Source organism: Hafnia alvei, from assembly GCF_964063325.1.
Classification (GTDB): Bacteria; Pseudomonadota; Gammaproteobacteria; order Enterobacterales; family Enterobacteriaceae; genus Hafnia; species Hafnia alvei_B.
On record NZ_OZ061315.1, the window covers coordinates 1,029,621 to 1,050,923 of the forward strand.

Annotated in this window: 20 protein-coding genes; 2 read left to right on the plus strand and 18 right to left on the minus strand. The window is 45.2% G+C overall.

All coding sequences use genetic code 11. From position 1 onward, the window contains the following. Positions 1-64 precede the first annotated feature (64 nt). From AB3Y96_RS04845 to AB3Y96_RS04880, 8 genes are all read right to left on the minus strand, one after another. Positions 65-559 carry a DUF1198 family protein gene (locus AB3Y96_RS04845; protein ID WP_072309004.1) on the minus strand — a complete coding sequence of 165 codons (495 nt, stop codon included), beginning with the start codon at positions 557-559 and terminating at the stop codon, positions 65-67. An 855-nt stretch (positions 560-1,414) separates the two neighbouring features. Next, on the minus strand, positions 1,415-1,636 hold the full coding sequence (locus AB3Y96_RS04850; protein ID WP_367298611.1) for a hypothetical protein: 222 nt from the start codon (positions 1,634-1,636) through the stop codon (positions 1,415-1,417). Continuing rightward, positions 1,633-2,043, minus strand: coding sequence for an AHH domain-containing protein (locus AB3Y96_RS04855; protein ID WP_254663930.1), 411 nt, complete (start codon positions 2,041-2,043; stop codon positions 1,633-1,635). The genes AB3Y96_RS04850 and AB3Y96_RS04855 overlap by 4 nt, the downstream gene beginning before the upstream one ends. 138 nt (positions 2,044-2,181) lie before the next feature. Further along, positions 2,182-2,601: a hypothetical protein gene (locus tag AB3Y96_RS04860; protein ID WP_367298612.1), complete on the minus strand. Its 420-nt coding sequence runs from the start codon at positions 2,599-2,601 to the stop codon at positions 2,182-2,184. 41 nt (positions 2,602-2,642) lie between these two features. Further along, positions 2,643-2,798: a GH-E family nuclease gene (locus tag AB3Y96_RS04865; protein ID WP_367298613.1), complete on the minus strand. Its 156-nt coding sequence runs from the start codon at positions 2,796-2,798 to the stop codon at positions 2,643-2,645. A 315-nt stretch (positions 2,799-3,113) separates the two neighbouring features. Next, positions 3,114-3,344 carry a hypothetical protein gene (locus tag AB3Y96_RS04870; RefSeq protein WP_168780215.1) on the minus strand — a complete coding sequence of 77 codons (231 nt, stop codon included), beginning with the start codon at positions 3,342-3,344 and terminating at the stop codon, positions 3,114-3,116. Positions 3,345-4,014: 670 nt separating this feature from the next. After that, entirely contained in the window at positions 4,015-8,793 is a 4,779-nt protein-coding gene (locus tag AB3Y96_RS04875; RefSeq protein WP_367298614.1) for an RHS repeat-associated core domain-containing protein, read from the minus strand. A gap of 34 nt (positions 8,794-8,827) precedes the next feature. Beyond that, complete coding sequence (locus tag AB3Y96_RS04880; RefSeq protein ID WP_367298615.1) at positions 8,828-9,577, minus strand: DUF4123 domain-containing protein; 750 nt, start codon at positions 9,575-9,577, stop codon at positions 8,828-8,830. 572 nt (positions 9,578-10,149) lie between these two features. Between AB3Y96_RS04880 and AB3Y96_RS04885 the strand changes: the two genes are divergently transcribed. Both AB3Y96_RS04885 and dhaL read left to right on the plus strand, forming a co-directional pair. Then, on the plus strand, positions 10,150-11,154 hold the full coding sequence (locus AB3Y96_RS04885) for a dihydroxyacetone kinase subunit DhaK (RefSeq protein ID WP_367298616.1): 1,005 nt from the start codon (positions 10,150-10,152) through the stop codon (positions 11,152-11,154). A gap of 1 nt (position 11,155) precedes the next feature. After that, complete coding sequence (gene dhaL / locus AB3Y96_RS04890; protein WP_367298617.1) at positions 11,156-11,800, plus strand: dihydroxyacetone kinase subunit DhaL; 645 nt, start codon at positions 11,156-11,158, stop codon at positions 11,798-11,800. A 52-nt stretch (positions 11,801-11,852) separates the two neighbouring features. On the opposite strand, the gene AB3Y96_RS04895 is transcribed toward dhaL, so the two are convergent. The 10 genes from AB3Y96_RS04895 to AB3Y96_RS04940 all read right to left on the minus strand — a co-directional run bounded on the left by AB3Y96_RS04895 (position 11,853) and on the right by AB3Y96_RS04940 (position 21,273). After that, positions 11,853-12,119, minus strand: coding sequence for an HPr family phosphocarrier protein (locus AB3Y96_RS04895; RefSeq protein ID WP_072308025.1), 267 nt, complete (start codon positions 12,117-12,119; stop codon positions 11,853-11,855). Between the two features lie 19 nt (positions 12,120-12,138). Beyond that, positions 12,139-12,786, minus strand: a complete 648-nt coding sequence (locus AB3Y96_RS04900; protein WP_367298618.1) for a dihydroxyacetone kinase subunit L — start codon at positions 12,784-12,786, stop codon at positions 12,139-12,141. Between the two features lie 5 nt (positions 12,787-12,791). Beyond that, positions 12,792-13,808, minus strand: a complete 1,017-nt coding sequence (locus AB3Y96_RS04905) for a dihydroxyacetone kinase subunit DhaK (RefSeq protein WP_367298619.1) — start codon at positions 13,806-13,808, stop codon at positions 12,792-12,794. A 129-nt stretch (positions 13,809-13,937) separates the two neighbouring features. Continuing rightward, the gene (locus tag AB3Y96_RS04910; RefSeq protein WP_367298620.1) at positions 13,938-14,594 is read right to left on the minus strand and encodes a class II aldolase/adducin family protein; all 657 of its coding nucleotides are present in this window, start codon (positions 14,592-14,594) and stop codon (positions 13,938-13,940) included. A 68-nt stretch (positions 14,595-14,662) separates the two neighbouring features. Beyond that, a complete protein-coding gene (locus tag AB3Y96_RS04915) occupies positions 14,663-16,726 on the minus strand; it encodes a BglG family transcription antiterminator (RefSeq protein ID WP_367298621.1) in 2,064 nt (687 codons plus the stop codon). A 54-nt stretch (positions 16,727-16,780) separates the two neighbouring features. Beyond that, positions 16,781-18,181 carry a PTS galactitol transporter subunit IIC gene (locus tag AB3Y96_RS04920; RefSeq protein ID WP_072308020.1) on the minus strand — a complete coding sequence of 467 codons (1,401 nt, stop codon included), beginning with the start codon at positions 18,179-18,181 and terminating at the stop codon, positions 16,781-16,783. 92 nt (positions 18,182-18,273) lie between these two features. Next, positions 18,274-18,552: a PTS sugar transporter subunit IIB gene (locus tag AB3Y96_RS04925; RefSeq protein ID WP_072308019.1), complete on the minus strand. Its 279-nt coding sequence runs from the start codon at positions 18,550-18,552 to the stop codon at positions 18,274-18,276. Further along, the gene (locus tag AB3Y96_RS04930) at positions 18,549-19,073 is read right to left on the minus strand and encodes a PTS sugar transporter subunit IIA (protein WP_367298622.1); all 525 of its coding nucleotides are present in this window, start codon (positions 19,071-19,073) and stop codon (positions 18,549-18,551) included. The genes AB3Y96_RS04925 and AB3Y96_RS04930 overlap by 4 nt, the downstream gene beginning before the upstream one ends. A 302-nt stretch (positions 19,074-19,375) precedes the next feature. Beyond that, the gene (locus AB3Y96_RS04935) at positions 19,376-20,353 is read right to left on the minus strand and encodes a DMT family transporter (RefSeq protein ID WP_072308017.1); all 978 of its coding nucleotides are present in this window, start codon (positions 20,351-20,353) and stop codon (positions 19,376-19,378) included. 98 nt (positions 20,354-20,451) lie between these two features. Beyond that, positions 20,452-21,273, minus strand: coding sequence for an AraC family transcriptional regulator (locus AB3Y96_RS04940; RefSeq protein ID WP_072308016.1), 822 nt, complete (start codon positions 21,271-21,273; stop codon positions 20,452-20,454). Positions 21,274-21,303 lie beyond the last annotated feature (30 nt).

Genomic DNA, 21,303 nt, shown 5'->3' on the forward strand with positions numbered 1-21,303 from the left:
GAAATAACTACGCATCCTCATAGCCGTTAGGTTTTGGGCGAGATATTCAGTGGCCGACAACGAACTAATCTTGCTCTGAAGATCCATCCATATAGTAGACGTTGCTGTTAGCCGCACCGTCTTCCGTGGATATTGCCGTGAATCTTGCGTTGTAGCGCAGACGATAGGCCGCCATCTCGTTAGGATCTGGCTCAAGTTCGCGCAAAAATGTTAGCGCCAAGCGCACGTGTTTATGGGTAATTTCAGTGGGCAGATGGGCTTTGCGCAGAACCGAGCGCCAAAATGTTAAGCTTTCGTCTGATTCATCAACGATAAATGTCTGATAAATAAGCAACACGCCAGCGGCATTCCCCATGTGCGACTCATTATCCTGCAGCAGGTAGCTGATAAACTCTCCACCAGCCGTTTTCCCCATCTGGCTCAACATCGACTCAACATACACCGGCTCAATGTTCAACCGTTTCGTTAGAGCTTGAGACGCGCGTCGCGCGTCGGAGTTCAGCACCCGAAAGCCGACAATAAATACCACCACCAGCGTTGCCAGCATTAACCAAATCATGGAAAGCCCTATCAAGAAAAGTGAGTGACATCATAATGGCAAAAAACGCTGCCGCAAAATAATCACATCATAGGTAGGCGTCGCTCGCCGTCCCAACGGTAATGGCGCACGGCGTGTTGGTCAGAACCATAGCTGTCTTGAATACAGTTGCCGTATTCATCGTGGCGATAGTGATAGCTGCCGAGCAGCGTGAGGCGATGCCGCTGACCTGCCCATGTATATTGTCATAGCGATATTCTTCGCTGGTGCCATTTGCATAGATGATGTGTTTGAGCAGGGTCGAGTGGGGCAGATACTCGAACTGGGTCTGATTACCCAGCTCGTCTTGTTCGAGGGTAATTTCGTGATAGGCGTTGTATTGCCAGCGTTTAGGTTATTTACTTACTGGTTTAGATAGCGGTGTTATTAATTTTATATAACTCATCTTAGGCTGGGTTTGACATGAACTTTGGAATTAATGGTGTCATGAAAATAAAAATAGCCGAAAAGAATACACACTCCTTTCGGCTTTTCCTTCTCACGATGTAGGTATTTCCCATGAAAAGTCGAAGGCTAATAAACCGGCTTCTTCTACGCGTTGTTTGAATTTGTCTGTAACAAAAAACCAATTAATACCTTCTTCGATAGAAAAAAGATACTCATCTGAAATATTTTCAGATATTAACACCGGTTTATAAATCATCAAGCCATTGGGGTATTCTATATAGTCTGAAAGTTCGTGATTGAAACAATTCGATAGTGAGTTTGTTGGATAATATCCAAAGAATTTTTTCTTTTTACTCCGTGATATGATAGGTAAAATTTGCCCTCTGGGTAACAAAATATCACTTAATAAACTGAGAGTATTTTCACTTATTATAAAAAAGGGGATAGTGCACTGCTAATATCAAACTTAAAGTTTTTCTTGCCTGTTCCATTTCTTCGTAATTCAAGAGTGATTGGAACATAACTATCATCGAAGAATCGCCAGTCTTGATCCATTGCTAAACCAATAATGCTTTCTTGCCCTTGAGGATAGTTTTCAATAAATGAACAAAAACCTTCTACATCAGACCTTAGTTTATATATTTTACTCATTTTAATACATTACTCCATGATGTATTACGGTTTGCTTTGAGAAGGATGTTTCGCATTACTCTTAGTTCTGTAATAATTTGAAACTTGCCACCCTTACGATCTGCACGCTTTATTCTTTCATTTGTATCATCAATATGATCATCAGGATGCCTGCCATTGTGCTCTATCCCCGGCAGGTCATCGGTATTATGACGATTCGGCAAAAATACGCCGTTATCTGCGCCGTTAATATCAATGCCATGTTTATTCAATATATCTCTCGCAGGGCCTGCCGATTGAGCTCTTTCCGGAACAATATGATGCGCTTCTGAGTTGGCGGGTCTTGATATTCCAGCCTCTTCTATGGCCTCGGCTAACTTACAGCTTGTTAACCCCAACGGATCCACCCAGCTCAGCGGGCTTGGCACATCGGCGTACGCATTAACGCCGCCGGCTAAACCTATCGGGTCTGGCGATAAATACCGCAGGGCACTGACATCTTAATAGCGATAGCGGTTATAAGACAACCCGCTTTCGTCGTCGTGATATTGCCATTGAAAATATTTTTATTTTTTATGAGACAAATAAAACTGTAGGTATTTATTATCTAATCCTTGAAATGCTCTTATTTTCCCCTTTTGATAGGCTTTTTCAAATTGCTCCATTGCCTCATTCTCTAGGCCAAGTTCAACATATACTTTCCCTAAATTAATTAACTCTGATGTTGCTTTGTAAGGAATGTTACAGTTAAATACTTCCTTAGCCCATTTTTCTGCAGAAATATAATCCTTCAAAGAAAAATAAACATTATAAATGCATCTTATTAACCATCGAGTCTCATCAATATCATAAATATTCTCATAAGAGTTACGAAGATCATCCAAGACGGAAAAATAGATATCGAGAGACTCTTTGTTTTTACCCTGCTCATGAAGACTGTTTCCTTTTTCAATCCTTTTTACAATCATTTCATAAGGTATTGTCATTTGTTTTTTATTCCTAATTTAATAATCACAGATAAGTAAACTTATCTCAATTTAGCGCCAGCTGAGCGGTTTATTGATTTGTGCTCAAGCACATAGTTATTTGAGTCAAGCATCCATTTCCTTACTTCTTCAGATCGTTCTCCTTGGTGCCTCCCTGTTTGATTCCACCATGTGACTGCGTCGGTAGTATGAGACATATCTGCTTCAGTTATTGGATGTTACTTGTTATCTGATGATTGAAGTTTAATATGTTTATAAGTGTCTTAGGCTTTTTTTTAGCTTGTCAATTTGCATTCTTTCAATAATTTTTTAGTTAAGTTTATAATTATTTAAGATGTTATTATCATGTATTACATGGTTGTGATTGATGCATGTACTATCTAAATACCTTAATTTCATTGGTTTGGAACGTGAATGGAAGAGAATCTTCAGTTAATCAGTTAATCAGTTAATCAGTTAATCAGTTAATCAGTTAATCAGTTAATCAGTTAATCAGTTAATCAGTTAATCAGTTAATCAGTTAATTTGTTTTTAATAAAATTAATAACTTCTTTTTTACTTAGTTCAAATTGTGGTCCTGCATCAATGCCCCTAAGGTAATTAATTACATACTCTAGTTTGCTATCTGTAAAATCATGATCGAGATAAAACTCTAGCGCATATCTTGCAACAATAGATGGGGTATAGTTGTCACGGACTCTTTCCTCTAACCCAGTAATAAAATCTTTCCTAAGTTGGTTCATTTTTTATCGCCAGTTTTATTATACTTTGTTTGATAACTTTCTAAATTATACTAGGTTGTATATAGAGAGTATGTTAGTCGTCTAAAAAACCTCAATTCCATGATAGTTATCAATAATTTTATGTAAGGGAATTGTTTTGCAATGGAAGTTCCAGAGCCCCTACTAGGATGCTCTGGTAAGGGTAAATAAGTTATATCACTATCATTAGTATTTTCTAACTTAATTATTTTATTCACATCTACTCCTTTGAGATAATAAACGCGGTTTTGTTGCTCTGGACTATCACTTTCTTGAATACAGTTGCCATGCTCATCGTTGTGATGGTAATCGATCAAGAGTTAATGAAATTATGTGAAATTAAATTTGCAATGAAAACCTACATTATAATCATTCCCTGTAACGAATTCATAATGGATTTTATCTGGTCCAGTGTTGGTTTGATAATAGGTGAAATAGGAGTATTGAATAAAAACTATGATTGAACTAAATATTACTTTTACTTCATCTGAATTGAATTTGATTAGTTTTATGTCGATAATGAATTCTTCATTTTCTTTTTTAATATTATAGTATGAAATATCATTTCGCTCCTTTAGGAACTCTGCGATATCAGTAGATATACCTGACTCAGTAATCAATTTCATATTGGCTAATATTTTTTCTATCATATTTACCTCATTGTTAGTTTTGGTATGTATTTTGAGTTATTAGCACTTATTGGGTGTGAGTAAACAGTAACAATCCTCTCACTAAATTCATCTGTAATGACTGTATTACCTCGACTGTCTTGGTAGCGCCATTGTATTTGTCCTGTTGCCGGATCAATCTCTTTCACTCGAGATTTTTTGTTATTACTTATGATCTCGTCGATATTCTTTGATGAAAATCCTCGCGATGTTGCTTGTTCTGCACCGTGTATCGTAAAAGTTCTTCCTTCAGGGGTTTTATCTCCTGGCTGTATAGATTTGCAACTCAACCCCAACGGATCCACCCAGCTCAGCGGGCTTGGCACATAGGCGTACGCATTAACGCCGCCGGCTAAACCTATCGGGTCTGGCGATAAATACCGCAGGGCAGAGACATCATAATAGCGATAGCGGTTGTAAGACAACCCGCTTTCGTCGTCATGATATTGTCCCTGAAAACGCAGCGGCTGCGGGATGTGGTTGGCGAGGGTGAAGGCCTGTTGTCCATAGGCGTGATACACCGCGCTCCATACCATTTCGCCGCTCGGGGAAACCAGCTCCTGCGGCGTGCCGAGGTGGTCGTTAATGTAGTAGAACACCTTGGTGTTTTTGCCGCGCCCGCCGAGCATCGCCAGTGGGCGAAAGCTGTTACCGTTGGGTTCATAAACGTAGCTGCGGCAATTCGTGGCATCGGTGTGTGGCTCGGGGCCGAATGCGCTGGGGTGCCCGCCGGGGCAGGCGAGTTTTTCGTCACATTCGGCGATGAGGCGGTCGTCTTGCCAGAAGAACAGCCGGCTTTCGCCCGTGCGCACATTGTGTTTGCGAACGCGTCGGCCAAAGCAATCATAGTCGTAGCTAAACGAGGTTATTTCATTGCCGTGGCGGGTTTCACGAAAGCCAACCAGCCGATGTTCACCGTCCCAACGGTAATGGCGCACGGCGTGTTGGTCAGAACCATAGCTGTCTTGAATACAGTTGCCGTATTCATCGTAGCGATAGTGATGGCTGCCGAGCAGCGTGAGGCGGTTACCGGTGGTGCGCTTCAGCGCCTGAAGCTCCGGCGACGCCGAAGCACCCAACACGTTATGGGTCGCATCAGGGGCGAATATTTCGCTGTGACCTGCGTATCCCGCTTGAAGCAGCGCCGGCGTTGGGCGATAGGTTTCCTGCGTGAAGCGCCCGCGCACGTCGTGGCTGAAGGTTTTGCTGCCTTTCTGTTGGTCGGTGATGCTGGCCAGATTACCCACGGCGTCGTAGGTATAATCGCGCTGTATCAACAGGTTAGGCTCGCCCTGACGCTGCACCTGCTGGCGTTGCAGGCGTTGTAGCGGGTCATGGATAAACTGACTTACCAGCTCGCCGTGGCGGCGGGTGACTTCCTGCCCGTTGCGCCAGCCGTGCTCGGTGAGCAACTGCCCGTCAAGGTCGATGCGGGTCGTGCGCCCGTTATGGTGCAGAAAATCGAGCTGCTGGCCGTCAGGTAAACGCATCTGGGTGAGATTACCGACGGCGTCATACGCATAATGCTGGCTGGCAAAACACTGATGCTCCTGCGTGAGCCGCCCGCGTTTATCATATTGCCAGGCCAGCGGCCACGCGGCATCGTCGGCCAAATTGAGGCGGCCAAAGCCATCGTAGCCGTAGGTCACGGTAACGCCATCCGGCGTGGTTTTGCTGCTGAGTCGGCCGGCGACATCCCGTTGATAGGTGGTGATTAATGCGGTGTCGTCGCGCAGGCTGTCGCCATATTCGGTGCGCTTGGCGACGTTTCCGCTGGCGTCGTACTCCCAGCACAAACGCCGCCCGTCAAAGGTCTGCTCCTGACTGACCAGACCGCCCGGCGTGTAATCAATGTGATAGCGCTCGTGACGCGCGTTGATAATGTCGCTGACCTGCCCATGTATATTGTCATAGCGATATTCTTCGCTGGTGCCATTTGCATAGATGATGTGTTTGAGCAGGGTAGAGTGGGGCAGATACTCGAACTGGGTCTGATTACCCAGCTCGTCTTGTTCGAGGGTAATTTGGTGATAGGCGTTGTATTGCCAGCGCTTAATCTGTCCGTTGGGCCAGCGAATAGCCACCAGCCTATCGGCGTTGTCCCAAGCAAACTGCGTGGCGTTAGGCGATAAGTTCGAGTCTGACGTCTGCGGTGGGCGCTCGCCCTGAAAGACTAATCGGCCTTGCTCATCATAACGATAATGAGTGACGACCCCATCGCGCGCGGTGTGCTCATATATTTGGCCTAATGGGTTAACGGCAAAGACTTCATAGCTATCGTCAGGAAAATGAATTCGGGTTAAAGCCCCGTCATCTGACCATACGTACTGAGTGGTATGCCCTTCAGCGTCAATGTAATGGCTCACATTGCCGTGCTGGTCGTAGCGCCAGCGCTCGCGGTGTTTAGCCAAACCATCGGCGCTCACATGGATTTTTTCAATCCGGCGCCCGCGAGAATAACGGTAGCGAAGCCACTGCCCATCAGGCAGATGCTCGGCGATGACTTGGTTGTCGCGGTTGTAGCTGTAGTGAGTTTTCTGTCCGAGCGGATTTATGGTGCTCAGTAACTCGCCCTGTGGCCCGTAGTGATTCTCAGTGGTGCCGCCATCAGCGGTGATGCTTTTGAGTAAACGCGCGGTACGGATATCGTGCTGCCAAACTTCTTGGCTACCGTCTTCATAACAGACCGTGACGCAGCCATTTGGAATATCCCACTGATAGCTGCGGTCGAGGTTAGGCAGATTACTCCAATGGCGTATTGCCCGAGCCGATTTCCCTCGCCCGTCCCATTCCCAATAAAACTCTGCGCCGCCGGCTAACTGCCGCAGGGTAAATAGGTAATCGTCTCGATAAGCGTACCGCTCGGTTTCACCCGCGGCGTTAATCGCGGCACAAAGCTGCCCGTTGGCATCGTACTCATAACGCATGTGAACGAAATATTTATGCCCCGTGTCGGGCATCAGCGCATGGCAGTTGTGTACGCGCACCACGCTGGTCAAGCGCATACCGTGCGGCGTTTTGCTATAGCGAAGCTGCAACGATGTACCTGCTGGGTTATCTAATCGCGTTGGCAGCCCATTTTCGTAATGCAGGTTCAGGTGCTGTTGCTGGTTAGAAAAACCCGTTATCAGGCCATGTTCACCGTTGGCTGCACGCTTGACGTGCATCACCCAGCCTTCTAACGCAGCGCAGGACAACAAATATTCATCATCGCTGCTACCCAACCAAACGGCCGCTTTGCCTAGGGGGTTAACGCCGCTAGGGATGTGTTGGTCGGGAAGCGGCAGGGTGGTTGTTAGGTTTTCGTGGTTTAGCCAAATGATGTGCTCATCGGTAAACCGAACGCTATGTTGCAGGCTGTGGCTCCAGCCATAGCCAAATACGGAATCACACTCAACAGAAGTGCTGCGGTACTGGCGAACAAAGCTGAAAGGGTGAATACCAAGCAATGAAGCATCTTCTAACCTGAGAAGCTCTTCACCATTAACCATGGAGACGGGGCAGCCATTTTCCTCTGTGCAGATGGTGTTATCCGAAGGGGCGTCGTTGCCATTTTCCGAAGAGGCGTTATGCGTTTTTTGCTCGTATTGAACTTCACTACTGTTATTAGGGCCAAGATGAGTTTCTTTATCTGCGCCCAGTTTGGCGTTGGTTTGGCGAATGTGGTTTTTTTTGTGTGAAGGTGAGAAAAAATCACTCACCAGCTCGAAAATAGAGGAAAGGATTTTATTCAGCGCGTTCCACACCTCTTGAACGATTTTTATACCCTTAGAAACCAGTTTTTCTAACTTGGAGGCTAAAAATAGGGCACCTACCGGAGCGGCGACCATAGATAGCAAGGCACCAAAAATAATTCCGGAAAGAATATCGCCAATCATGCCTGCAATAGAGGCGAGTAAATCACCGAAAGGAAACATTCGTAGGCGTAGCATCGCGGCGCGGGCAAACAGATACAGTGCCGCCTCATCGTTAAAGAAGGCCATAAGATCGCGAGCGAGATCTTTGCTGCCGTTCAAGATACCGTTGATATCCGGTATGCCGAGATTTCCGATACAGGCCATGACACCGCTGGCTTTTTGCCCTAGGGCTTCGGCGCTGGCGACAGGATCGGAAATGATGTTGTAGGCCACCTTGGTGTCGTCCCACAAATCGGTCACGCTGCTGCATAAACCCGTCGCAAATGCTTCAGCTATCGATGTCGCGATGGCGCTCAGCGTCCATTGCGGTTTTTCGCTGGCCCACGAGGCGGATAGCTGTGCAAAGATATCCTGTGACAACACGTCATAGGCGGCCAACATCTCTTGATTATGTGACTCAAGGCTATCGTCGAGAGTACGTGCGTAATACCGTTCTCCCGGCGTGAGATCGTCAAATTCGGCCTTGCCATCGGCATCTGTTTTCTTGGCGCTGATTTTGCTATCGGGGCTGAATGTTGCGTTATGAAACAGCTCAACGCTGACGTCGGGGATCGGCAAATCCAGCGTAGATTCATGTTTGATCACCACGGTGATTTTGCGATTTTTTGGACAAACAATGGCGGCGCTGAGAGATTCCGAATCATTTTGTGAAGCGGTCGTGCTGGTGCCGTTAATGCTAATAACGCGTTCCATTTCGAGCGTTGGGCCGCCGAACGCGCCTGAAATCGCGCTCTCTTTTGCCCACTTAGCCACGCAGTCACGATAATCCTGAGTGATGAGCGAATTATTTTTAAACATCGCCAGTTCTTCATCGATACTGGCAACGTATTCAGTAAGTAAGTCCATGTGTATCGTCCGTGAAATCAATCAAAGCATGTGGTTAAGAGGTCAGTGAAGCTAATAGCGCGGCCATTAACTGGTCGATTTGTCCTGAATGTAGATCGCTGTAGCGGCATAGCTGCTCGGCTTTGCGGCTCAGTAATGACTCCGGCATCGCGCTGTATATCTCAGGATGGTTTTCACGCAGGAGTTGCAGCAGGTTGTGCACCAATGGCGCTGGATTTTCAGCGAGTATCTGGCTGAGCAAAGGTTGGGGCACGTGCCACCACGGTGAGGTACGCAGTGGGTAATCCGCAGGCAGCGTGAAGGTAAAGGTTTTTCCAGCCACCCAGTAGTTGGAAAAAGCCGGCAATATGTAGCGCCAGTCGTCGCCTAAAAACTCAAGGTGCAGGCGAAAAAAACGTTCGTCCCAATAGCGAAAAAATACCGTTTGGCCGTCAGGCATGAACACCTGCGTCAGGCTGGTCAAATGCTGCACGATGGTTTCTTCAGGCAAAGGAGAAAGCGCTAACCAGCCCCAACCAGGCTCAGCCTGATTTTTAACCCACGATAAAAAAGCGCTGTAAGGTGAAAGCTCAACCAGCATGGGCATAACGGGATACCAGTTGGCGTAAGGCGTGTCTGCATACAATCCATCGGGGGTACGCCGCCCGTCGAGTTTGTAATAGGCTTTTAATCCAGTTGCGCCGTTGGTGCTAGCCAGCACGGCATAAAGACGCGAGCTACTGGTCGAGGCGTTGGCTAGCCATTCAGCGACATCGACGTGAGGTTCTTGCTGCTTTCCTTGCATATCACAGACCTGTATTTCTTAAACCAATCCATGCCCTTCCCGCGCTGAAAATCGCTCTGATCTCCGTATTTATTCGGCAGCTTAATATTCTGGAACGGGGGTGTTTTTTTGAAGGATTAATATAACTGTTGTAACTGACAGCAGGTGAGAATTATTGATGGTGATATTTTGATTAAGTGTATGTATTTTATATATTAATTTGTTTTTTAATTTAAAAATAAGGCGGGCTAATGTTTAGGCATAGTTATGAATTTGAGGTGCGAGTATGAGGAACGAAAGGTTCGGTCAGCATTAACTAAATCATGGCTGGCTCTATCAACAAAGATAACGGAGTTTATAAGGGGAATCAGGATAAGAGAGAATAGCCATAAAGTAATATCGCTCAATGTTATATTGAGAGTGAGTTATATCCGAGAAGAATTGACGTAACAATCATGCGCCATGGGTAGGATATTAATTGTCATTAACGGTAGTGGCTCAATAAAAATGTATTAAATAGAATGTAAATAGCTATTGGTATTTATGCTAGAAGGTTCTTTATATAATCATTAATTTATCGAGCGAATAATATTATGCGAAAACCTAAAAAAATATTAAATAATCCTGACAATTTACGCCATGAAATTATGCAGGGAATGGTTTATGCCTATCAAGGGAAAATGATTTCTATAGATGAATTTTCGGCAGTTTACCGCCGAGATATTAATCCTGAACAAGTGGTCATCATTAGCGGTGGTGGAAGTGGTCATGAACCTACTTTTGCCGGATTTATTGGTGCTGGCGGCATCGATGGCTGTGCGTTAGGGGAAGTATTTACTTCTCCTTCTCCCGATCAAATCATCGCGGTAGCTAAAGCGACGCATAAAAATAAGGGAGTGCTATTCCTTTATGGAAATTACTCTGGCGACGGTATGAATTTTGATATTGCAGCAGAAATTCTAGCCGAGGAGGGGATTGAAACGCGCACGGTGAAAGCAACCGATGATATTGCTTCTGCGCCTTTAGAACGAATGTCAGATCGGCGTGGCGTCGGTGGCATTATGTTTTTATATAAAATTGCTGGCGCGGCGGCGCAGTATAAAAAATATGATCTTTCTCAGCTGCAAAACCTAGTGATTAAGGCGAACTTTAATACTCGTACGATTGGCGTCGCTTTAGATGGTTGTGCGTTACCGCAGTCCGATTCATTTAATTTTAGTTTGGATGACGACGAAATCGAAGTTGGTATTGGCATCCATGGCGAGCCGGGGCTCTACCGCCAAAAATTAACGACGGCAGATGAGATTGTAGACGTCATGATCGATCGCCTATGTCAGGACAGACCCTTCCAAGCAGGTGATCGCCTGTGCGTCGCTGTAAATAATTTAGGCGCACTCAGTAATACAGAATTGCTCGTGATTGGCCGCAGGGTTGGCATAGCGCTGGAATCGCGTGGCTTAGAAACCCACGACGTGGTTATTGGTCATTTTTGTACATCGCTAGAAATGTCTGGTTTTTCTATCAGCCTAATGTTGCTTGATGAGGAACTACAGGCTCTCTATGACATGCCGCATTCCACGTTAGGTTGGAGTAAATAAAATGAATACCTCACAGTTAAAGCAAATGATGTTATCAACCGCGCAGCAGATGATTGAGCGCGAGCCCATGCTGACTGAATTAGATCAGGTGATCGGCGATGGCGATCACGGTATAGGCATGAAGCGAGGGTTTTCGGCGCTGGTTAAACTCATTAATGACCAAAATTTTCAGCCACTAAACGTCGGAGAGTGTTGGGTGCAAATGGGGACGACGCTGATGACGTCTATGGGCGGTGCTTCAGGAGCCGTATTTGGCACATTATTTCGCGCAGGAGGCAAAAGCTTAGCTGGCGAAACAGAATTTAGCGCTGTCTCATTAGCACGTTGGCTGAATCAAGGGTGGCTTGCGGTGCACGCGCGTGGAGGCGCTAAGCCTGGAGACAAAACGATGGTTGACGCGTTAGCTGCAGCGGCAGAAGCTGCGAACTCAGCGCAATCTTTACCGCTGGACGAGGCGCTATCCCGCTGTGCAGAGGCTGCAGATCAAGGCGCTGAAGGAACTAAAATGATGGTGGCATCTTTTGGCAGGGCAAAAAATCTGGGAGAGAGAGCAATAGGGCATTGCGATCCGGGGGCGGTATCTATGGCGCTTATTCTACGATTTATGGCGCAATATGCCGAGCAATATGCCGAGACTGAAAGGTGAGATGATCAGACCTTATGCTAACGGCCACGCGGCGTGGCCGTTAGCGCTTTGCTTAGTCAAACCCAAAGCCACGTGCAAAAAGCTGCTTTAACTCCTGCATGGCATGCTCTTCATCTTGTCCGTCACAGATAATCTCTACCTGAGTGCGCCCCTTAATCCCTGCGCCAAGAATTCCCATAATGCTTTTGGCTTTGATGGTTTTTCCGTTATAAACCAGCTCAATACGTGATTGAAACTTTCCCACGGCTTTAGCAAGCACCCCTGCGGGTCGGGCATGAATACCGGTTTGATTACCCACGATGACGATTTCTTTTAGCATGGAAAAATCCTCTTTATCGTTAGTCTTGAGCTAAATAATCATTAGCAAACGTGCAATACCCGCTAATTAATAGTTGGGCAACATAGGCACCGGGATCAAGCAATGACCGCGAACGTTCCCCGTGTGTTGCGGCGCGTCCATGTTTTGCTATTAGCGTGGTGGTGTTTTGTACTCCCTGCTTTGTTTCTTCATAGGCTTGGTAGGCAAGAGAAACCCAATCCTGTGTCTCCGCATCTTTCCCGTTGAGAACACAGACTGCGGGGAATAGGCCATCAAGGAACGTCTTCTCACCAAGCTGAGCCTTACCTCTGTTTTGCACTCCGTTGTAAAAGGCCTGAAACAAGACGCCAAAATCTTCGCTGTTGAGTCGGTTTTTTCCTTTAAATATTTTACCCACCTCAATAAGGCCGGCGGCCATTAAGGTTCCCATGGTGGAAGGGACTGAGGACGACATCGTTTTCCCCGCGAGGTAGAAAAATTTCCCTATATCAGTTTCATCACTGCGAGATACTGCATGATAGGCGGCGCTGAAGCCGTCGCTCATGGTGAGGCCAAGATCGCCATCACCGACGATGCTATCCATTGCAATCAACGTTTCTTTTTGGGCCGACATAATATTCGCCCATTGAGCAAACAGTAATTTAAGCTGGCTGGTTGTCAGGCGCATGTTTACTATTTCCCCTGAAATTGCTTAAACATGGGCGTATTAGCTTCATGTAGCAAAAGCTGTTTTAGTTCATCATCTACGCGCATTAAGCTGATTGATAACCCAGCCATCTCCATGGCAGTGGCATATTCTCCAACATAGGTTTTGAATACTATGATTCCGGCATTCTTTAGCGTTTGACAGGCCCTGCCATAAACTAAATAAAGCTCTTCCAGAGGCGTTGCGCCGAGGCCATTGATCAGGATGGCAACTTCATCGCCCGCATGAAGCGGATAATCGGCAAGTAGGTTACTCATTAATTCGTCAACAATACTGTTGGCTGGCAGTTTCTCTCCGCGGCGAATACCGCTTTCGCCGTGAATACCAATGCCGATTTCCATTTCATCATTGCCAATATGAAAGCTCGGTTTGCCTACGCGAGGAACGATACATGGCGAAAGCCCAACGCCGATGGTTCTGATGTTATCGCAGGCTTTTTGGGCAATACGCTGAACGTTGGCTAAATCCAGCATTTGTGCGGCAGCTGCTCCAGCACATTTGTACGCAAAAAAGATACCCGCAACGCCACGGCGGCGGCTAGGCTCGCCAGTAGATGCTGGTGGGCAAGCGATATCATCACCAGCGATGACGGTAGCTGTGACAATATTGCTTTCGAACTCAGCCATTTCCGCGGCCATATCAAAATTAAAAATATCGCCGTTATAGTTGCCATACAGATAGAGTACGCCTGCGCCTGAATCGACAGCCTGCGTGATTGATAAAATTTGCTCAGGATTAGGAGATTGAAAAACATCGCCAACGCCACAGCCGTCTAGCATACCTTTACCCACGTAGCCAAGAAAAAGGGGTAAATGTCCAGAACCACCACCGGTAACGATGGCGACTTTGCCGGGATGTTTATCGGTAGAAACTAAACAATGCAGATCGTTATTAACAAAATTAAATTTTTCGGCATGAGCAAGATAAATTCCATTTAATACTTCAGGAATAAAGTCTTCTGCTGAGTTGATGAATTTTTTCATATTGTTTCTCAATGGAGTTAAAACAATAATTGCTATTGTTATATTAAATAGCCTGCGCGATAGAATAGAGCACAGGCTAGTGCCGGCCTGGTGTTGGCAGGAAGTAATATATCTATGCGAAATGCTTAATTAGAATTTTATTTCTTTAGGGTAAGCCCAGCTTTGTAATTCGTGAGGTGGGAAACTTTCTGGCTCTTTTCCGCCGTTGACGAGTAATGCATGGTAATAGATTTCAGCCATTTCCTCGATGTAAGCCGATTTTAATACGGCCTCATACGGCTCTTTATCTACCCCGATAGCGCCGTGTTTTTCCATTAAAATCGCATCTGCACGTAAAATGGGCTCTATAACACTGGTGGAAAGTGCAGGCGTTCCGGGTCTGCCGTAAGGTGCAACAGGAATAATTCCATCTTTTAAGTTTAAAATTGCGCATTCGTATACGATCGCGGGGATCGGTTTATTTAATACTGCAAATGAGGTGGCATAGATTGAATGAGTGTGAGATATGGCAAATATATCTTCACGCGCCTTATAAATTTCAATGTGCATGAGGCATTCGCTAGTAGGACGAAGACCAGACTCACTCTCAATAACGTTAGCATTAATATCCATAACGACAATGTCGCGTGGTGTGAGTACAGACTTATCAATCGTTGTAGGGGTAACGAGGATATATCCTGTCTCTTTATCTCGAACGCTAGAGTTTCCGGCCTTATGTTTGCATAGCCCCCATTGCTGAGCCAGTTTGGCCATTTCTACAACTTGCTTTTTATGAACGTCTAACATGATATATATCCTATAGTCAGAATGACGGAGGTAATGGCGAAAAATAAACGCCACGAGATATAACAAAACTAAGAATAGACAGATAGATGCTGTAATAACGCCTCTTTATTTATCGAGCTGCGGATTTTTTCTCCGCCCTCATTAAACTCAAGAAATTCGTTAAGTTGTGCTAGCGCTTTTAGGTGTTTTTGTGGGTTATTGGTTGCAAGCACAATAATGATGTCGGCTTGCATATAACCTGCAATGCTAATTTTCTCTGGTAAGCGTAGGAGGGACATGCAGGTTTTATTTACGCCGTCATCCACGCCAGCATGAGCAATAATGAGCCCCTCAGCCAACATGATATATGGCTGCTCAATAGAAATTTTGTTAAGCATAGTGGTTATGTAACGGGGTTCTAGCAGGTTTTGAGTCAGCAATGGGGATGCTGTTTTAGCAATGGATTGCTCCCAAGACAACGTGTTTGTATCCTGAAAACAAAGGTGTTCATCACACAGCAGTTCACTTAGCGATGGTGTTTCAGAGGTTAAGGAATGAGGCTGACACTCGGAGCTGCTTTCATCGTAAATGTAGCTAGTCAGCTCTTTTTGTAGACCTTTTTTATCATGGATTGTGCCGTATTTTTCAAGTATCAATAGAAGTTCTTCCACTTGGATAATATGTGGGTCAACCCCCTGTAGTGAGCTAATGACTTGATGCCGAAATGTACTTTTATGAAAGCTGTTAATCGCAGGGTCTACGACGAATAAAATTTTATCTGTTTTAATAAAAGTCGTGGAAAAAACGACGTCATAATGGCGAGAGTATTTTTCAAATTCTCGGCGCGACATCATTTCGATAAAATGCAGCTCTGGTAATAAAACTTGTAATGTTAAATAAAGATAAGTCGAGACAGTCGCACTGTTTTCACTAACGACAATGGCTGTTTTTTGCATTTTTATGTTGTTAATAAGCCCTTCGCGTGTGAGCCATCCACCAAATAATACAGTTAAGAAAGCCACCTCTTCATTTGGTACTTCACAGTGTAATATTTTTTCGAAAGGCAACACTGCGCGGCGTACCATCTCATGTAGATGGTTAAATTCTTTCGCAACTAAGTCATATACGCTATTGGTATTGGTGAGATGGTAGCGAATACGGTAATAAGCAGGCTTCCAATGCTGATAAATTTTCTCGATGAGCTCACTCTTCTCTTTGATTGTAATGCAGCTGATTTTTTCAAAGTTATCCACTACCACAACCACGCTTTCAAGCAGCAGAGTGTCTAAATGAAAATATTTATCTGAGATAGTTTGAATGTTAGAGCTTTGGATTATTGCCGTTAGAAATATATGTTCATTGTATTGATTGATTCCCATTTTGTGAATGATGTTTTGCATAAGTTTAAAATCACGACCGTGGGTGATTTCGCTGTAAGTGTCAGGAAGTAATTCTACTGTTTTTCCAAGTTTTATCCGATGTTGGATAAAACAAATAAAATAGATTAACTCTTGTAGTTGCTGGTCGGTAAATTGAATTTTTAGACATTTTTCTATCTCGCTAAAAGTATTGCCGACCTGTTCAATGTATTCAGAGATAACATTGTTATATTGTGCAATGATATTTTTAGATACGGGTAGTATGAGGATTTTACGCAATGTGCTGAGAAGCAGATAGCGCTTTTTAATTTCCTCTCCCTCAACGTGGTATCCTTGTTCACGGTTATAGTGAATTTTTAAATTATATTGACTAACACTGGATTTAATTTTCTTAATATCGTTGATGATGGTGTTTTGGCTAACGTTAAGTGCTGATGTCAGGTGTAATAGAGATAAACGTTCTGCTCTGGTTAACAAAAAGAAAATAATTAACTCCCCTCGCTCTTCCTCTGCGAAAAGATAGCGATTATTAAATACGACATCTTCTTGGTGTCGAAATTTTTCGATCACATGCTTGGGAACGTGAAGTTTACCTGTTTTTAATCGAGTGATAGTTTCAACGTGGTGTGACTCAAGGTAATCATTTATTTTTTTAATTGTGTAGCTTAATTGCTTGCGCGTCAGATTAAATTCAGACTCAAGCGCTACACCCGTGATACTAGGATCGCTCACAATCGCGTCAAGTACGGTGAAGACACGTTTATCAACAGCCATAATGCAAGATCCTCGTATGTTAGGGGTGACTTCAGCGCTCTGCCTTTTTAGTTATTACGCCTCTGGTATCTGTTCTGCTTCAATATTGGTTGTTTCTTGGTCTGTCTCTTTTCTTAATTCCTGAGCATAGAAAAAGTAGCTACATGCCCAGAACACAGCTAACAACAGAGGGACAAAGCTGCCTTGCAATAGCTTGAATAAAAATGAGAAAGCATAAGTAAAGACAGGGCCATCAATGGAGCTATTGGAGATTAATTGTCCAGCAGGGATATCAATAGCCTTAGTTGCGAGCCCTAACTCTGTAATCATCGGAGCAAACTGAGTGCCAACAAACAGGAAGAATGGAATGCCAATAATACTGAGGATCACCATACGCAAAGTATTGCCCTTGGTAACCAGATAAGCGGGCACAATTAAGGCAATATTAATGATTCCGGCAAAAGGCAGTATCTTGTTTCCAGGTAAAATAACGGCCCAGATGAGGGTTAATGGAATAGCAACAATCACTGCAAACCAAATTTCGCTCGCGCCGCCCATAAAGGGCCAATCAATACCGATAAACAGTTTTCGACCTGAAAATTTGTTATTCATGTAGGTACTAATGGCTTCGGATATTGGAGACAGCGCTTGCATGAACAGCTTTGAAATCATAGGGAATAACATTAAAGCAGTAGCTGCTTGTACCCCAAGCATTAATGTTGCGGCAAGACTGTATCCGGCAATAATTCCGAACATGATGCCTAGGAGAAAACCGATAGTATGGTTTTCAGCAAATACCCCCACTTTCTGGCGTAAAGCTGCTGCATCCATAGGCTTGTTTAATGCTGGAATTTTACGCAGCAGTAGGTCGAAGGGATAATAAATGGCGCCAAAAAAAACCATCCTATGGGTGCAGGTTACGCTGGGGATCCCGGTCAGCTTTTCTATTCGATGTTGATGAATATCACCCGCATTCAGTTCCATGACTATCTGGAATGCGGCAATGAGAAATGCCAGTGCTAAGCTCCAACCACTGCCAAATATGGGGGTAGTCACGCTGATAACGATGAATGCGGTGAATATTTTGCCCCAAACGTTCCAGAGGTCAGCATTAAACGTGTTGGTTTTATTGCACATAAGCATCAGGATATTAACCCCAACCTGTAACGGGAACATGGCAAAGGCATAGGGCCAAGCCCATGAGATATTCGCCATGGTTGTCCAACCGCCATCAATGATGCTTAACTCGAGCCCTGTGCGTTTCATCATCGTTTGTGCCGCAACACCAATAGCTCCGACCATAAAACTAATCAGCATACTCATGCCGACGAAAGCCACGCCGAGGGTGATAGCCGCCGATGCTGCATCCTTAAACTTCATGCGTACAATTAAGCCCGCAATTAGCATAATTAGGGGAACGAAAACTGGTGCACCTAGAGCTAGAATATAATTTATAATTGTACTGAGAAAGTTCATCGCTTTGCTCCGTTACTTTATGTTTTAATTAATCCTATCGTTTATTTGTTTTGCTGATTTTTGTTAGAAAAAAATCTCGCCCGCCAATATGATTACTTACATGCGTCAATTATTTTTTGTAACTCAGCCTCCATTCCGATGCCGGTGAGAAATGCAATTCCGTTAATTACAGGGATAGGGTATTTTTTATCTACTTTTGTAATGGCAATATACGCGAGGCTATCCTTGATATGTGTGTCGAGTGATTTAAGGTCAATAACTTCTACGTTAATATCATTAAGGTTTTTTTCTTTTAATAGTCGGGAAACTTTACTTGCCACGGTTTGTGATGTTGCTACGCCGCTTCCGCAAGCGACAATGATTTTTTTCATTTTATATTTTCCTCGTTATTAATTGTAATGGCTGATTTGAGTAGTTTTACTAAAGAGGCTGGTGTTGGCGCTTGATTCATTTCTTGAATGAAATCTTCATCACTTAAACACTCCATTAGCGTTTGTAAGAGTGTAATGTGATGATTTTTATCTATAAAACCGAGAAGAAAAATGAATTTAACCTGAAGTTCATTATCGTCATTTGCCATTTCATGCCAGGCAATTTCATCGTGCAAGCGTGTCACGCAAATAAATGGCCTTATCACATGCTCGGTATCCGTATGTGGTAAGGCTACGACATAGGGGTGAGTGGGGAGCGCCGTAGGGTACAGTTTCTCGCGTTGTTTAATAGCCGATAAAAACGAATCGCGTACATAGCCACGGTTTTTTAATGAGAGAAAGATTGAATCAAAGTAATCACTTTGATGTTGAAAAGAACTCTCTATAAAAGTGAGTTCCTCGAAAAAATAGGCATCGGGATCTGAATGCGTATCGATATTATCTATAGCCGCTATTGTCATAAAATTAGCCTTACTTAAAAGCTAGGAGTTGTAGTGATTCTAATCATCCGAGTTAACTATGACGAATAGTATCGATAACAAAAAATGCCCTATACATTGGGCATCATATTAATTCGTGGAAGTTTGATCAGGTTCACTGATTTATAATCAGTAAACTTAAAATAAAGGTTGGATATGTAATTTATGTCACAGAATAGATTTTAAAGGAAAAGAGTTTAGGGGAGCAAACGTCCCCTAATTTTCTTCAGTCAAGCCAGATTATTGCAAAATGTTGAACTGTTGAAATACGCTTAATAAATACTTTAGCGACTCCCACCCGACGTTTGCAGCGGAACTATCACCACCGGCGTTGGTTTCACTTTCATTGCGCTCATCACGCCAATGACCAAGCACACCACTCCGGCCAGCGTTAGCAGCGGTGGCCATTCATGCCGCCAGATAAAGGCATAGCTAAGGCCTGCTAGCGTTTCAAAGACGATCAGCGGCCCCACTTTAGCGGTTGGCAGGCGTTGGCTGGCTTGATTCCAACACAGCGTTCCCAGCCATGAGCACAGCAAACCGATGGTCAGCATAAGCGCAATAAATACCGCAGGACGCGGGCCAAACGGCATAGGAAAATCATTGGCGGTTATGGCGGAGTGCCCCCAAACCAGCAAATACCCTATGACCGCCAACGGCAGCGTCACTAATCCCTGCGCGGTGGCCCACGTCGTGGGGCTTTTATCGGGATGTGTGCGCAGCCAGCTTGCGTTGCGCATGGGATACCACGTCCAGCACACCACGCCGATGAAGGCCAAGATCAAACCGGTGACGTAACGGAACATATCAGTGGGTGCGTGTGCGCTCTGTAGCTCCGCCACGTTGACGCATCCCAATCCTAAAGCAATTAACAGCAGCGAAGGGGCCAGATGTCGCCACGATAATTTTCCGTCTCGATGGCTGTATTTCAGATTTGCGCTCACTGAAATCACCACCGGCAAGGTGCCAATAATCATGGTGCTGACCGGTGCGCCCGTGCGTTGGATCGCGCTGGCTAAGCAGAGGTAATAGATGAAATTTCCCACGATGGTGAGCTTAAGGGCTTCAACCCAATCGCTGCGCAGAAGCTGCCGTAGGCGGTGGCGATCGTGCCACGCCAGCGGGAGCGCAATCAGGCCAAAGGCCAGATAGCGACCGACGGATTGCAAGCTGGCCGGATATTCCGGCACGATGAGCGGCCCAACGAAAATCAGCCCCCACATTAGCCCCGCCGCCAGCGCGTAAAGCACGCCTATTAACATCTTTCTTAACTCTTAAAAGGGATTATGCAGCAAGTCTAGAAGGTGAAAGGAAAAGCGTCTTGTAGCAGATTGCTGTTTAGGTAAAAACAGCTAAAAAATTAACGTACCTGCTTTTGATAGCGGGCGGGCGTGACGCCGTAAAAGCGGCTAAAAGCACGGGTAAGATGGGCTTGATCGGTAAGACCAACAGCGGCGGCGACCTGGGCGGGCGGTAAGCCTCGGGTCAGCAGATTTTTAGCCTCATACAGTCGATAAGCCATCAGCATTTGTTGTGGGGTAACGTGATACTGCGCCTTAAACTGACGTAAAAAATGATAGGGACTGAGGTCGACCAACTGCGCCAATTCGGGCAAAGTCATGCGCCGATCTAAATGGGCGCGGAGATACTCTTTTACCAGTGTAAAACGCTGAGGTGCATCAAGCTTAAGCGTCTGCGGCGCTCTTGCCCAATGGCGCGTTAATGTCAGCAGTTCACTCAGCAAGCTGGATTGTGCGAGGGGCTCATCGTTTTGCCACAGGGCGTTTATTAGCGAAGTGGTTGCTCGGGCAAACTGAGGATGATGATTCACCGCGTCGTTAAACCACCAGTCAGATTCACCGCTCACCTCGGCCAAAATTTCGGGCGTGAGATAAATCATGCGATAGCGCCAGCCACCTTCAGTACCCGATTGGCCTGTGTGCAGCTCGTCTGGGTTCATCAATACCAAAGAGTCCGCGGGTGCAACGTGGTTTGCGCCACGATAGCGAAAACGCTCGGCACCATACTCAATCGCGCCAATGCCATAGGCTTCATGCGTATGCGGCTCAAATTCATGATGTTCAATATGCGCTCGATACACCTCAACGCCGGGCATGTGGGCGAAGTGCTTAAACTGGGCGCGATCTCGATCATCGATAAATTGGTTTGGAACGCCGTGCATAAGAAGTCTCGGGTCTACAGACGATGGCAA